The organism is Lentisphaera araneosa HTCC2155, assembly GCF_000170755.1.
Classification (GTDB): Bacteria; Verrucomicrobiota; Lentisphaeria; order Lentisphaerales; family Lentisphaeraceae; genus Lentisphaera; species Lentisphaera araneosa.
The window spans coordinates 127,977-143,146 of the sequence record NZ_ABCK01000007.1; the positions used below are offsets into that span (position 1 = coordinate 127,977).

10 protein-coding genes are annotated in these 15,170 nt (G+C 41.9%); 5 read left to right on the forward strand and 5 right to left on the reverse strand.

All coding sequences use genetic code 11. The features are described from left to right. Window positions 1-73: 73 nt before the first annotated feature. Together LNTAR_RS08900 and LNTAR_RS26590 are read right to left on the reverse strand one after the other, a co-directional pair. Entirely contained in the window at window positions 74-3,016 is a 2,943-nt protein-coding gene (locus LNTAR_RS08900; RefSeq protein WP_007278352.1) for a glycosyl hydrolase family 95 catalytic domain-containing protein, read from the reverse strand. Between the two features lie 53 nt (window positions 3,017-3,069). After that, window positions 3,070-3,741, reverse strand: a complete 672-nt coding sequence (locus LNTAR_RS26590) for a prepilin-type N-terminal cleavage/methylation domain-containing protein (RefSeq protein ID WP_007278353.1) — start codon at window positions 3,739-3,741, stop codon at window positions 3,070-3,072. A 154-nt stretch (window positions 3,742-3,895) separates the two neighbouring features. Between LNTAR_RS26590 and LNTAR_RS08910 the strand changes: the two genes are divergently transcribed. Further along, entirely contained in the window at window positions 3,896-4,762 is an 867-nt protein-coding gene (locus LNTAR_RS08910) for a ThuA domain-containing protein (protein ID WP_007278354.1), read from the forward strand. A 64-nt stretch (window positions 4,763-4,826) separates the two neighbouring features. On the opposite strand, the gene LNTAR_RS08915 is transcribed toward LNTAR_RS08910, so the two are convergent. Both LNTAR_RS08915 and LNTAR_RS08920 read right to left on the reverse strand, forming a co-directional pair. Then, window positions 4,827-6,839 carry a serine/threonine-protein kinase gene (locus LNTAR_RS08915; protein ID WP_007278355.1) on the reverse strand — a complete coding sequence of 671 codons (2,013 nt, stop codon included), beginning with the start codon at window positions 6,837-6,839 and terminating at the stop codon, window positions 4,827-4,829. A gap of 1 nt (window position 6,840) precedes the next feature. Next, window positions 6,841-7,443 (reverse strand): RNA polymerase sigma factor, encoded by a 603-nt coding sequence (locus tag LNTAR_RS08920; RefSeq protein ID WP_007278356.1) that lies wholly within the window; start codon window positions 7,441-7,443, stop codon window positions 6,841-6,843. 97 nt (window positions 7,444-7,540) lie between these two features. Here LNTAR_RS08920 and LNTAR_RS25465 point away from each other — a divergent pair, with 97 nt between their 5' ends. From LNTAR_RS25465 to LNTAR_RS08935, 3 genes are all read left to right on the forward strand, one after another. Further along, window positions 7,541-8,338, forward strand: a complete 798-nt coding sequence (locus LNTAR_RS25465) for a type II secretion system protein (RefSeq protein WP_007278357.1) — start codon at window positions 7,541-7,543, stop codon at window positions 8,336-8,338. 751 nt (window positions 8,339-9,089) lie between these two features. Next, window positions 9,090-10,298 carry a DUF1552 domain-containing protein gene (locus LNTAR_RS08930; protein ID WP_007278358.1) on the forward strand — a complete coding sequence of 403 codons (1,209 nt, stop codon included), beginning with the start codon at window positions 9,090-9,092 and terminating at the stop codon, window positions 10,296-10,298. Window positions 10,299-10,307: 9 nt separating this feature from the next. Next, on the forward strand, window positions 10,308-13,535 hold the full coding sequence (locus LNTAR_RS08935) for a DUF1588 domain-containing protein (RefSeq protein ID WP_007278359.1): 3,228 nt from the start codon (window positions 10,308-10,310) through the stop codon (window positions 13,533-13,535). Between the two features lie 42 nt (window positions 13,536-13,577). Here LNTAR_RS08935 and LNTAR_RS27140 read toward each other — a convergent pair whose 3' ends face one another. After that, the gene (locus LNTAR_RS27140; protein WP_007278360.1) at window positions 13,578-13,748 is read right to left on the reverse strand and encodes a hypothetical protein; all 171 of its coding nucleotides are present in this window, start codon (window positions 13,746-13,748) and stop codon (window positions 13,578-13,580) included. Between the two features lie 202 nt (window positions 13,749-13,950). Here LNTAR_RS27140 and LNTAR_RS08940 point away from each other — a divergent pair, with 202 nt between their 5' ends. Further along, a complete protein-coding gene (locus LNTAR_RS08940; protein ID WP_007278361.1) occupies window positions 13,951-15,168 on the forward strand; it encodes a DUF1552 domain-containing protein in 1,218 nt (405 codons plus the stop codon). Window positions 15,169-15,170: the final 2 nt, after the last annotated feature.

A 15,170-nucleotide genomic window follows, 5' to 3' on the forward strand; every position in this document is an offset into this window, starting at 1 on the left:
TACGTCAGTGAGAAAACAATTTTTGACAAATGTCAGATAAAAAGTTTTCTCACGGGCCATATCTAGTTCAATTTCACAATTGAATTTTCACTGAGTAGACTTTTTCACTAGCTAAATCAATAGAAAAGCTCTTTCCAGAGGGCTTTTGTTTTTTGCCATTAATTTCAAGAGATTTAATATTTTTCGGCAAAACGACAGTGAGCTTCTGAGCGTGCTTAGTTTGTAAGTCGGCGCTGACAATTGTGCCATTTTTAGACCAGCTCATTTTCCGGATGTTAACCGCTCCGCGTCCTTGCATACCGAGGATTTCTCCCTCAGGCCATTCCCTTGGTAAGGCGGGGAGAAGTTTGAGAACTCCAGGGCGTGAAGTGAAAATCATTTCCTGAACTGCCGAGACCCAGCCCATGTTAGATTCGATTTGAAAAATAGGCGCCTGATTCATGGTGAAACCACTTTCTCGCCAGTCATTATGCGTTGTTAGCAAGTTTTCTAAGACTGAACTCGCGGCTAACCATTTGAGTGTTTGGTAAGCTTTTTGAGCTTCGCCACCTCGCGCTAAAATATTGGTATTGTGAAGTAATGACCAAGCCGATTGGAACTCAAGACCAGCATTTAAACGATTGTGAGATGTTTGCACAAAGGCATTAAAGAGTTTGGGGTCAGATTCTTCCATATTAATCTCATAGCCAGGCATAATAGGGTACATGTGAGTTAAGTGACGGTGGGCAGGGTTATCGTAAAAGCCATCGACTAACCATTCGCGGACACCACCCTCGGCATTAATTTCATAGGGACGTAATTTTGCAATAACTTCCTTCCAATCGGCAATTTTCGATTGATTGATAGCAAGGGTATTGGAAGCTTCAATTAAGTTGGTGAACATTTCGCGAATAGCCGCGTATTCCCATGTGGCATTTATGTGAGTATCGATGTGACGATTGGGTATGAGGCGATGACCTTCGGCGTTTAGCGGGGAGTTTTCTGGTGAGTTAGAAGGCGTGATATCGTAGAAGCCATCTTCGTTTTCGATGAGAAAGCCTTCGTAAAAAGTCGCGGCTTCTTCCATGAGTGGGACAGCGCGTTCAGCTAAGAATTTTTTGTCTAAAGTAAAGGTGTAGTAATCCCAGTAATGCTGAGCAACCCAAGCATTATTACCCATCATGTGGATGAGGTGCGGAGAAATGACTTTTAAGAGGCCATCTTCATTATTTCCCAATAGAGGATTGATGTAAATGCCATCAAGGCCGTAGAGTTTACGGGCATTCTCTCGTGAAGCGGGAAGTTGACGATCGAACATATCAAAGAAAGGCAGCATGAGTTCCGACAGGTTGCCATCCATGAGGTGCCAGTGAATCATTGGCATATTGATATTCATGAGGTGAATCGCCCAGGTAGGATTGTAATCACCATTCCAAAGGCCCGTCAAATGAACGGGGTGTCCACCTTTTCTTGAGCCCACAATCGACAAGTAGCGACCCATAGCCCAGAGACGTTCGACGAAGGCGTTTTCAAGATCGAGCTTTCTTGCTTTCGCAATGAGTTCTTCATTACTGAGGGCACGATCATCTTTTGAAGCTTTAAGATCAACGGAAGCAGCGTTGAAGAGTCCCTGATGGGCTTTTACATGTGGATTTAAGTAAGTCTGATAAGTGCCTTTTAACTTATACAATTCTCTCGTTATGCGATCAATGGCTTCATCGGCATCGGCAGAGTTAAAGGTTTTGACCGCAATTAAAATTTGGCTTGCGCCTTTAATTTTGACGTGATCGATTTCTTCCTTTAACTCGCCATCATGAGAAATGACGCGAGCCACTGCGCCAAAATCTTTGAGTGCCGATGTGGTATTAGGGTTAAGAGCTTTATACTGGATGTGGCCGGCAAAGTCGACATTTACCGATGGACGAAAGGCTTTTGGTCGACTACCGCGAGCTTTGTCGGGATTGTGTAAGCCAAGGTGCACGGAGATATCTAAGGCTTTTGCTTGCTTAGCATTTAGCTGAACAAATAAGACATCTTTACTATCACCAATGCGTGAGATGAAGGCCTTGCGTGTGTAGTCAACACCCTCATTTGACCAAGCCGTATGAGTTTCTGATTTTTTCAAATCGAGTGTGCGCTGATATTGGCTAATGTTTTTAGCGTTGGAGCGAATGACTAAATCGCCAATCGAGAGCGGTGAGCCGATGTTAGCCCGATAGTTTTTACCCTTGAATGCGTTACGATAGAGCACATTTGCATCGGCATATTTCCCCTGTTTCTGAAGGTCGCGGACTTGCTGTAGCAAACCAGATAGGTCGGGCATAGTGCTTGAGCTAGCATGGTTGAACCAATGGCGCGCATCCTGAAGCATGAATCGTGCTTCATTGACATCGCCATAAACCATCCCGCCTAAACGGCCACTACCAATGGGGTAGGCATCCCGCCAATGATCTTTTAATTCCTCTTTCTTAAAAGGGCCCCAAGTCCAGTTTGCCGGCTTTGAACTTCTTAAAATATAATCGGGACTGTGATTCGAAGAAATTGTTTCTCTTGACGTTTCAATAGGGAGATTAGCAATTTTTTTCACTTGGAGCGCACGAATATTCAAGGCTTGCCATTGATCCCTATGAGGATTCAAGGTGAGTGAATTGCGCCCCTTTTTGAGTGCGATCGTTGCAAATTTTTTATTTATATACTTGTCGTAGGAGCCCGTTCCTTTTACATCAACTTTAACTTTTTCATCGTTATAATTTAAAAAGAAACCTGAATGGGGCGCTGTCGAAGAAACTTCTGACCAAACTTCATAGAGTCCCGCTTCTGGAGCGACAAAAGTCCAGCTTGCCCAAGAATCTTCACTGGTCCAATAGGCGAGGTTGGGGTTGGTATCTTTACTACCAACACCTAAAGAACCTTTGCCAACATTGACGATTTGACTATCTTCGGGTTTGAGTTGGATGGCTTCACTGGCACTTATAGTGAAAAATGAGCTGAGGGCAATTCCGTGCACAAGACGGGGGAGGAGGCGATTTAGTTTCATTTAAATTCCTTAAAATTGTAATGTATTGAGTGAGGGAAGTTGTTGAGCTTGATCTAACGATCGAAAATGGGCCAGCCATTAATTTCGACATTTGTCCATTGATAATGGTTTGGTAAAGAATTTTGAGAAACAGTGTTTGTTCGAAAGCTAACTGAACCGTCTAGATAGAGAACGTTGTATCGGAAGTTTTTATGATTGTAAGGGCCACTCCAAGGAGGAGTGAAATGATCCGCAACGATACTTAAACCACCGTCGTCAGTGACACTTGGTGGGCCCGCGTTGTTACCTTTAGTAGGGTAATTATAGCCTCTTCTATAATAATAAGACATATCAATCCAGCCATTTTGCATATTAAATCCCCTAGTTGCATCTGCATTCAGTTCACTAGAATCTTCCGTTGGACAATAATAGATTTCTCCAGTTGAAATGTACGAATCCTCATAGAGACGACCTAAACCATACCAAGAAGCAGCTCCAGTCCAAATTGAACCATTACCTTGAGTGAAGCCCCCTGCACCTGGTTCAGAATTTTGAGGGAGTTCATTTTCTTGGTTATCAGCAAAGTTCATGATCGCAATGCCGGTCATTTTGAGGTTGTTGGTGCAGACCGATTCTTTGGCGCGTATTCTTGCTTTGGATAAAGAGGGCAAAAGTAAAGAGGCAAGAATGCCAATAATGGCAATCACAACGAGGAGCTCGATTAGTGTAAAACGCAGCTTTTTCATCTTAGTATTTCCTCATAATTAAAGTTTGTATCCGGAGGTACGCACTTAAATATATACTTTTTGACAAGCTAAGTATATTTTTTTTGATTTTCTGTTGAGTTTCACCTTTTTGCCTGTAGTAAGTTTCTTAAAATAGAAAAATAAGGAATGAATTTTGAAGTACGTACTATTATTAATTGTCTCATTTTTAGTGGGATGCTCAAGCATCTCGCAGCCCCCAAAAGTTCTCTATGTAACGACTGAACCAGGCAAGCATCATGATTACACGGCGCAACGCAAGATCTTTGAAGGTGTCGCCAAAGAAGCCGGCTGGAATTACACGGTGCATAGCAACGAACATTATGAGCAATTGAAGCAGCTGGTCGACTCAAATTTAACTGAGGGTTACGACGCTGTGGTGTATAATTTTTGTTTTGCTCATTCAAAAGATTTATTAGCTGCGGAAAATATGATCAATCAGACCCGTGTGAAAGGGACGCCAGCCATGGTGATTCATTGTTCAATGCATAGTTTTTGGCCGACTTTCAAAGACGGTGAAAGCGCTGAAGTTTTAGGCAGTACTTATCAAGGTTCTGCAACACCTGATCCAGCAGAAGTGAAGAAATGGCGTGCAAAATACCCGAATCGTCCCTTCCCTGTGTGGGGTGACTTTACGGGGATTGCTTCCACGAAGCACGGCCCAAAAATCCCTATGAAAGTGAGCAAATGCTGTGAGCACGATGCGACGAAATCTTTGTCTGACGAAGGGTACACAACGGTGAATGCAGAGCTCTATAATAATCACTATATGGTGGATGGCGTAAAGCCACTTTTGCGAGGAACGCAAAAGGGAGTTGGCTATAAAGGGAAAGGCAAAAATCGCAAAGAAGTTTTAGTCGATGATGAAGCGATCATCATGTGGCAAGTTCCCCAAGGTAAGTCAGAAGTCGTGGGTTTAACGACGGGGCATTCAACCGAAGAATGGCAGCAAAAAGAATTTCAATTACTCATTAAAGATGCGGTGGACTACCTCACGCGATAAATTATAGCCTCCTATCAATTGAGCCTCAGCATCTTCATGCGGGGGCTTTTTTATGTGGCAGCGTTCATTTGATGGTTATTTGTAGGGGAGAATTTGGAAACTTTTTCGTCCAGATTTTATACTGGTTTTTATTGAGTATAAGCTTTTCGAGATGAGGAAAGTGGTTCAGAGGATCGAGTGATTGAACTGAACTTTGGCTAATATCGAGGGTGTGAAAATTCAGGCCATGAATTTGAGTGAGATCTAGCTTGGAGCTTTGGATAAAAGTTAGTTTGTTTATCGGTAGAAGGCGCAGGATAGTCAGCGTTGAATGACGGTAGAGTATGGGAGATTTTAAATTTATCAGTTCCTTAGAAACAATACTTAAATGATGCTGTGCTTTGTTGTAGTTTAAACCCTTTTGGTCCCATTGCGGATTCCATAATTTTAGAATCGCTGAGATTACTGGAAGGAGATCGTAATTATTAGGGGAAGCCTGATAATAGGCGAGCATTTTTTCAGCTAAATTAAAACGTTCCTTAACGGTGAAATTACCTACTAATTCTGCAAAATCTGAGGGCTTTAATAAAGCGTTTTTTTCTAGTCTTGGCGCATATTTTTCACTGAGTCTCACAAGGTCTGAGACGAGTTCTGGACGATAATTTAAGGCCTTTATTTCATTAAACTTTTGGCATATAAAGAAATTGTATACCAGTTGAGTATTTATGTAAGCATCGTCGGGTTTTACTTTTTTAATTTCCTGGAGTTGGGAGAGAGCATATGCCATTGAGCTTTTTGGGTTTTTGTAAACAAAGTGATCTGAATAATTTCTAATGCTTTGCCAATAAAGTTTTCCAATTTGTTGAGAATTCTTTTTTAATTCACTTAAACGAGATTCAGCCAAGGCTTCGGCGCGGCGGGCCTGGTGAGCATTGTCGATAGCCTGATCTTTATTTTCTTCTGACAGGGAGTGAAGAGTTTTTATCTGGTCAATTTTTCCCTGCAGTCTGCCAATGAAAAACAAAGTTAGCGCAGTAACTAAAACAATGGCAATGGCAATAATGATTGAACTCGCTTTATTGCGTTTAATAAAGAGCTTGGTTTCCTGGATGAGGCCAGCATTTTCGGCCAAGGTAGCGTAGCCATTGATGTACTTTTTCAACTCATTTTGAAGTTCTATAACTGAGTCGTAGCGATCTTCAGGATTCAGAGCCATCGATTTGTTGATAACTGCTTTTAAAGGCAGCGGACATTTTTTGAGGGTAGGAATATTACCTTTTACAGTGATCTTGAGAATTTCATCAAGATCAAAGCCTTCAAGAGGAGCTTTCAAGGACATTATTGCATAGAGTAGGCAACCCAAGGAGTAGATGTCAGATTGAGGACTTTTAGGATGCTTGCTGTCGATTTGTTCCGGGGACATATAGCCCGGGGTACCTTTGATTTTGTTGTGCTGAGTTAGGTTATTGAGCAGGTCGGGATTAAACAGCGCTTCATCCAGGCTGTCGTAATCCGCTTCACCGACAATTTTACTTAAACCCCAGTCACAGATGAGGACTTCACCATAGTCACCTATCTGTATATTTTCCGGCTTGATATCTAGATGGATAACATTTTTTTGGTGTGCGTAGGCAATGGCATCGCACACCTTTATAAAAATGTTGATAAGCTCCGCAGTGTTGTAAGTTGCCCTATAATTTTGATCTTTATCAAGCAGTTTTGCGATGATATCTCCAAGTGAATCACCACTCTTTAAATCCATGGTGAAATAAGGCTGATCCTTTTCGTTCAATCCCAGGTCGTGAATGGGCATGATGTTGGGGTGATCCAGTCGGGCAGTGAGTTTGGCTTCCCTTAAAAAAACCTCGTAAAGGCTTTCATCGATATCTCTCTTGGGGGTGGCGTAGGCAATGGTGCGCTCACATTTTTTATCGAGAGCTCGATAAATATTTTTCATGCCACCTGAAGCAATAATTTCCTCGAGCTGATAGCGTTCTGATTCGGCAGAATAGTGTACTCCTGTTTCGCTTTTTTCACTTAGCTCTTCCTTGTAGAGCGCAGAAAATTCATGACCAAAGTCCAAATCGTCCATGTTCATATTAGAATAACTCGCGTTCAGATTTTAGGAGCTGAATTTCTTTGACTAGGCGGTTTTTTACACGATTTTTGAGCTGGATGACAGTGTTGGCTTTGAGATCAAAATTCTCAGCAATGACTTTAGTCTCGGTATTTTTCATGGCCATTTTGAAGACATCGATGGCCTTGCCGGAAAACATGGCACTGATATTCTCCAGTGCTAGGTTGACGATATGGGCTTCCCATTCTTTTTGAAAGACTTTTTCAACTTCCGGTTCAGTGAAAGAAGTTAATTCACTTGGATCATTTTTGATGAGGGCCTCTTTTTTGTCGGATTGGCATTTTTTCCGGTAAAAGTCCATGGTTCGGCGATAAATAATCTGGCTGAACCAGGTGCGAAATTTAGCGCGTTTTTCGTCGGGCTTAAAGTTTTTTAAGGATTTCCAAAGTGAGAGTAGGATTTCCTGTACAAGGTCCTCTTTATCGCTTTGGTTGAGTTTGAATTTAGAAAGGACGATGAGGATGAAGGAGTTGTAATAGGTTTGAAAGTCTTCCCAGGCTTTCTGGTCATTGTCGTTTTTTAAACGATCCAAAAGTGTGTAGCGGGTATTCCATTGGGAAGTCATGTTTTTGACCTATATTATAAAAAAAGTTCACAGCTTGTCATTATTGACAAATCTATACCGAGTATAAGAGAAATGATAGTTTACAAGGATTAAATAAATGAGTAAAAATAAATTTACTTTAATTGAGCTTTTGGTGGTCGTTGCCATAATCGGCATTTTGGCTTCTTTCTTATTACCCGTTTTGGGTAAAGCTCGTTCTCAAGCTAGGCAGGCGGTATGTAAAAGTAACTTAAAGCAGTACGGAACGACTATGTTTATTTCGATGGATGACTTTAATGGTCAAGTTCCTCCGGCTATGAGTAAACATGGCTTGTGGGCTACTAATATTGAAAACTCAATTAAGATCGATGGGGCCGCAATCTCCTACACACAAAATGCAGCGATTTATAATAGTCCAGGGAACTTTGATATCTCAAATTTTGCCAATTTTGAACCTCAAACCCAAGACGAAGATAAAATGCAGGCTTTTATTTGTCCCGGTGATGATGACCCAGCGACTGTTTTTCAAAACTTTAATAATGGCGGTCGCTCTGGTCGTCCTGTTACTTCTTATGGGTCAAACCGGGGCATATTTTTAATGATGCCAGAAAACTTTCTGCAATGGGAACCAGGGCATGTGAATGGTTTTCTCAATAGGCTTAGCAAACCATCAGAAACGGCGATGATCTTCGATTGCGATGCACAGTCTGATGGTAGTATTGGTTTGTGGCTAAAAGGCGGAACATCAGCGACAATGTGGGATTTTGCCAAGAATGGTTTTGGCGATAAATGGGATGACAGCGTAAAGCCTGATTGGCACTTAAAAAAAATCAACATAGTCAACGCCGACGGACATGTTGAGTCACATAATTACCTCAGTCAGAGTTTAGAATCCGTTCTATTAGGGAATCCGTAATTTGTTAAAAAAGTAGTCAGATCGCTTCGCTTGCAGATCGTTCGTAAGCGCACTGCAGATCGGCCTTCGGCCTGCAGTTTTTAAAAGGAATTCTATCCACAGATGTCCCAGATTTACACAGATTAAATAAGTATTTAACAATTTGAATATGTAGCTATTTTTCTGAATAATCCTGAGGGTTAAGAATTCTTAATTCTCCTCCAAAAGACTTAGCGATCTTTGTGGCTTGGCGAGAGTCTAAACCAAGTTAAAGCCTACAAAATAAAAACTCTGCGAGCACTGCGGCTCTGCGAGAAATAGTCATTCACCTCGGACCCATGGAGTTTTCAAAAGTATTTAGATCGCTTCGCTTTCAGATCGTTCGCAAGCTCAATGCAGATCGGCCTTCGGCCTGCTGCTCTTAAAAGGAACTCTATCCACAGATGTCCCAGATTTACACAGATTAAATAAGTATTTAACAGTTTGAATTTACAGCTATTTTTCTGAATAATCCTGAGTGTTAAGTTCTTAATTCTGCGCTAAAAAACTTAGCGAGATTAAACGTCACTCTCTAGTCCTCTTCAGTGCTAATCTGCGAAATCTGTGGATGATTTTTTATCTCTGCGTGAAAAAGCTTTGAGTAAGTACAGCATTTCCCCCTTTCTCAGAAGTTTTTTTTGTTAAAATTTCGTCAAATTTGACAATTTTGTCACAAAGCCATTTTCACTGGCGTATTACTCCAAGACCCTAACTATGCCTTGGAGATCGTATAATGAAAAGAAGAGATTTTTTAAAGTTAAGTGCCCTTGGAGCTGCGGCTCCGATGAATTCATTTGCCGCAAAAAAAGAAGATGAATTCCGCGTAAAATTAAAGAAAAACGTCGTCCTCGTGAATTTGGACTTGGGGCTTTATGCGCCGCACTTTCGCGATAATGGTGCGGACTGTAAATACATGACCGAGATCTTTTTTGAGTTTAAAGGTAAGATGACCTATTTAGATGGCATTTCTGAGCCAGGCATGGGTGGTGGACACGAATGTCAGCCGGCAAGTTTTACAGCTTTGCGCTATGACCATCGCGATCTTTATACAACACGAAAAATGATGTCCCTCGACCAGAAACTGGCAGATGGTTCAGTCCAGGAAACTCGCCACAAATTTTTGTATCATCAAGTCAATCGAGGTAGTAGCATGAGTTGGAATCGCTTCGAGCAACCGATTCCAGCCATCTCAGGGGCAAATGAACTTTATGAACAACTCTTTGCGAGAACTGACAAAGATTTGGATAAGGCACGAATTCGTCGTGAGCGTGATATTTTGGCTGCCTTATCTCGAAATATTCGTCGTCAATGGACGGGGACACCTCAAGAAACTGACATGAAAAATTCTTTGGATTACCAAGTGGATCTTTTGGATGAACGGGAAAAATGGCTCAAAGTTAAAAAACCTTACTTAAAGAAAACTTTTGGAGAGAATGAGGAACGTAATCCACTCCCTTCATGCTCAAATAATTTTGATTTAGTTCACGAAGCTTTAATGAAGCAACAGACAAAAATAGCTTTTGTTCAATTTGGAGGAGGTAGCTTACAAAGAGGTATGGGCTTTGAACTTGGTCATCATGCCAATGGTCACCATGCGGGGTATCCAGAAAGAATTTACGCCTGTGAGCAAATTGATACCGCGGTGCTGACTAATGTCAGAAGATTTTTACGTAAGCTGCAAGAGAGCAATATTTTCGATGATACCATTGTGCTTTTTCATTGTGGCATGGGCAATGCAGCCGCACATGATTCTCGCCGTACGGCATCCTTCCTTTTCGGCGGTGGCTTTGCCCATAAGAAATCTATTAAATGCCTCGAAGGCAAAAAAGAGCATATTTATTCGACCTGTAACCTATTCTCTAGTGTCTTGAAGCAGAGTGGTTTCAGAGACTATTCCTTTAATAGTAGCAAGGAAGTGATTCCTGAACTTTTTAAGGCCTAGGGAGAGCATATGTCAGAGCAAGAAAATTTACCCGCAATGACCGCGGAACAAAAAGAAAAACTGCGTTTGAAAATTGCAGAATTAGAGAGTCTTGAGCAAGAAATTGCCGAAGGAAAAATTCAGGGTGATGAAGCCGAAAAACTCCTCGATCAATCGATGTTGGAAATCGAAGCTGTCTTAGCAGAAGCCAAAGAACTTGAAGCGCAACTCCCGTCAAGTGTTGATTCAAATACTGAAACTTCAGTGGCGAGTGAAGAGTCCATAAATCCTGCGGGAAGCGCAAAAGAAACGCCTCTTGCAGAGAGCGCAAAAGAGCAGGCTTTAGAAGACCTTCCTGTTTTAAAAGCGAGCGGGGGTTCATTAGCCAAGCAAGTATTTGACGAGAAGCAAGCGGAACAAAAGAAAGCACCAAATCAACTCGATCAATCTTTGGATAAATTTGATGAGTCTTTAAAATCCGAGGTGAAGCAGCCAAACTTTGAGGATAAGCCGAAGCCTTTACAAACCAAGTCAGGGAAACGCAAAAAGGGAACGACTAAAAAGAAACTTAAAGCTCCGAGCAAACCCGTGATTCGCGAAAAGAAGAAAGCTTTCCCATGGGGTAAAGTCGTGGCCTTATTAGTGATTGCGGGGATCGCATTATCTTATAAAGATATCATGGCTTTTGTTAAACAGCAGCAGGCTGAGCTCGCGGAAAAGAATAAGCCTAAAGCCGTGAAGAAAAAAGAAGAGGTAACACCCAAGCCTAAACCCAAGCCCGTTGTTGTTGAAAAGCCTGTAGAAACAGAGCCCGAAGAGGAGCCTCAGAATTTCTTTCAGCCGCAAGAAAGCGATGTGTTTACGGGTGAACTCGTTCACTACAGTTTTAATCAGGTGCTGAAAGATAAATGTGTGACTTGCCATGGCGCGGAAGGAAAAGAAGTCGAAGGTGATTTTAATATTGCCTTACTGATTAAGTCGCGGGCTTCTAATTCTAAAGCTTGGGCAAAAGTTTATCGCAGTATTGATAAGGGAGAGATGCCTCCACCGAAAGAGGACTACGAAGATTCTGTAGAATTGAAAGGGGAAGAAAAAGAACTGTTGCTCGCTTCAATCAAAGATATGTTTGAAGAACTGAAAGAAGGTGTGGCGACTCGAGTCTTGACTCCCTACGAGTTAGAGAACACGATGAACGATCTTTTTGACATTGATGTGAGTATGTATAATCCTTTTAAGTCGATGCATCAGACCTATTCAAAAGAATCCTATTACACTCACCAGCGCAAGGTTTTGAGTCCTTATTACATAAGTCAGTATTACAATATCCTCTATGATGTCTTACAGAGCTTTATCGGTTTGCGCCCCCAAGTGGATAAGATGGATGTGAAAACGACTTTGCCTGGTTCAGTTTACGCTGCCAAAGCGTTTAAAAATGAAACTCATATTCGTTGGCCACAGAGCAAACCTAAGCTTCACACCGGCTTTAATTTTGAGGATAAAACCGAGCGCAAAGCGACCAAGCAAGACCGCTATTTAGATGGCAATGAAAATGAACTCGTCAATAGCGTACTCGCGAAACGGACTTTACCTCCAGGGACCTATAAACTGACTTTTAAAGCTAGTACTGAAAACATGTCAATGAGCAAGATTACAGAGAAGAAGTATGGTGAAGAAGTGGTGCGCATTTTTGATGAATACTTTGATCAAAATCCCAATCTCGCCATGCCGCTACATTTTCACTTAGAGCCACCAGATTTTGCGGATCCTTTTGCTCGAGGTAAATTTCTCGAGACCATTGAGGTTTCTTCTGAGGGTGAATACGGTATTGAATTCACTTTGCGTCGTCGCTCGGCCTTGGCCTGTAACACGACGGCAAAACTGCCTGCTCAACGTCAATTAGCCAATTTGATTTCTTATCACAAACATGGTGACAAGCACGAAAATAAAACCATGCAGATCGAGATGAAAAACCTTTCTCAAAAAAGGTATGATTTCCCCATGATCAAGATCTCGAATTTAAAGATTGAGGGGCCGTATAATGTTCAGTTAAACCCCCTCTCTTTCAAAGAAGAGCAAAGGCTCAATAGTGATACGGAAATACGTGAGAAATTCCGCTATCTACACGCTTTTAACGGCATGAAATTTAATGTAATCTACACCTACCTCTTTCGAGACTTCCAAAAAGATAAAATGAAGTACGAAGATGCTTACCGCAATGCCATGATCATGTTCTTTATGTCGCCAAAATTTTTGATTCTCAATAGCGAACCCAAAACAATTGAGCAGAAAGTGCGTTACCTCTCTTATGCAGCTCACAAGTCAGCGCCTTCGCATGAATTTCATAAATCATATTCAGATTTAAAGAAGCGCAAAGATGCCCTTGGACTTGGGAAATGGTTGATTGATCACGATCGCTTCCCGCGTTTTGTGCAAGCTTTTACTTATCAATGGCTCAAGTTGGGAATCATTGAGCAAAACCAACCCGATACGGGAAAATACAGAAACTACTACAAAGATAATTTAGCCGATGCACAGCGCCTTGAAGCTGAGTTTTATTTGATGAATATGTTTCGTGAAAATCGTCCCGTACGCGAGTTAGTGGATTCAGATTATTCCTTCTGGAATCAGGCTTTAGAAAATTTTTATACAGGTTCTTATCAGGGGCAAGAAAGTGATGATCTAGAAAACTTCGTGAAACGCTCTTCAAAAAATCAGCAACGCGGTGGTATCCTAACGATGGGGTCCTTTTTAACTGCCACGGGCAATGGCGTAGATCCACTGCCCCTTCGTCGTGCAGCCTGGATATCTGACAACCTATTGGATTCGCCTTTGCCTTCACCGCCCGATGTGGATGTGGTTGATTTTGAGAATGAACGCAGTGGAAAAACACTTCGTGAACGCCTCGCCGTGCACGCTGAGAATCCCGCCTGTCATTCCTGCCATAAACGTTTGGATTCGCTCGCGATTCTCATGGATAAATTTGATTCGATTGGCGGCTATAATAATCATTATAATCCCGAAGTCGTGAAAGTGAATGGAGAGAATATTAACGATATCGAGGGCTTGAAAAAGTACTTGGGTGAATATGATCAGCCCATGGCGCGAGCCTTCACTCGCAAACTGATTAGCTTCATGATGGGGCGCGAAGTTGGCGTCAAAGATGAAGCGGTACTCGACGCCATTCTCAAAGCGACGGAGGCCGATGGCTACCGCGTTGGCGACCTCTACTCCCAGATTGTTAAGTACTACTTATTTTAAAGCTGTAAGCCTTAGCCGCTTCAAGAATATAGAGGCGAGTTATTAGGTATAAAACTTTTCATAATTAGGTTGAATAGAGGTCATGATGCTTTGCATACGAGAAGGACGCTGTCCCTCTCGAGCTCTCCCTGCAAGGATTTGCCAATCCTTGACCAGGCGACTAGGGGACTTTGCCCCGCTTTTTGGGTAATTATAAAAAATTAAATCATTCATTTAATGAAGCCTTTCTTTGTCACAGAGTGAGAAAAGAAGGCTACCGACCTAGTACTATTTGGTAATCTGATATTTTTTAACTACTTGAGTTAAGATGTGAGTCATTAGTCTGTAGTTCTTTCAAAAAATATTCAAAAACGCTTACGATTAGTTGTTTATAATTCAACGCGTACACCTGTTTTTTAAAAAATGGAGAATTGATATGATTGACCGAAGATCGTTTTTAGCTTCAGCTATTGCTGGGGGACTCATTCCTGCAAATGGCATTTATGGGGCTTCCAAAAAAATTGAACCAAGAGTGAGTCTTAAGAAAAATATTGTTCTTTTGAGTTTAGATTTGGGACTCTATGCACCTAATTTCAGGGATAATGGCGCGCGCTGTAAATACATGACCGAGATTTTTTCTGAATTTAAGGGGCAGATGACCTACTTCGATAGTATTTCCGAGCCGCATATGGGCGGTGGGCACTCATGTCAGCCAGCGACTTTTACAACGATCTCTTATAAAAATCGGCAACATTACCCTGAACGCAAAATGATCAGTTTAGATCAGATTTTGGCCGATGGATCCATTCAAGAAACACGTCACAAGTATATTTATCATACCATAAATCCTGGCTCTACTATGTCGTGGAATCGCTTTGAGCAACCCTTGCCTGCAGTTGAGGGTGCCAATAATTTGTATGAAACGCTTTTTGCGCGCACTGATGCTCGGCTCGATAAAGCAAGAATTCGTCGTGAGCGAGATATTTTAGCGACACTAGCGCGAAATCTTCGGCGTTATTGGGTGGGCAACCCTCAGGAAGTGGATATGCGGGCTTCTCTGGATTATCAGCTTGCCATTTTGGATGAGCGTGAAAAGTGGCTCAAGGTCAAGCAACCCTACCTCAAAAAGAGCTTTGGAGAAAAAGAAGAACTTAAACCGATTCCCTCCTGCCACAATAATTTTGATCTCATTTATGATGCATTGGAGAAACAACAGACCAAAATTGCTTTAGTTGAGTTTGGTGCTGGTCGTCTCAACCAAGGCCTGTCAGGAGTTGAACTCGGTCACCATGGCAATACCCATCACGGGGGATATCCAGAAAGAATTTACGGTCTAGAAACTATCGATAGGGGCGTCTTGAATGGAGTTAAATATTTCTTACACAAGCTTCAAGAAGGTGGACTTTATGATGATACGATTGTTCTCTTTCACTGCGGCATGGGCTATGCGACTTACCATACAAATAAAAAGGCCCCAGCACTTTTATTTGGCGGTGGCTTTAATCACAAAGAATCAGTTCAGTGCCTCAAAGGGCCTAAGGAGCATCGTTATGGTACAGCCAATCTATTTTCATCAATTTTAAAGCACGCGGGCTTCAAAGACTGGACTTTCCAGACTCAAAATAAATTGATTGATGAACTTTTTGAGGCTTAATC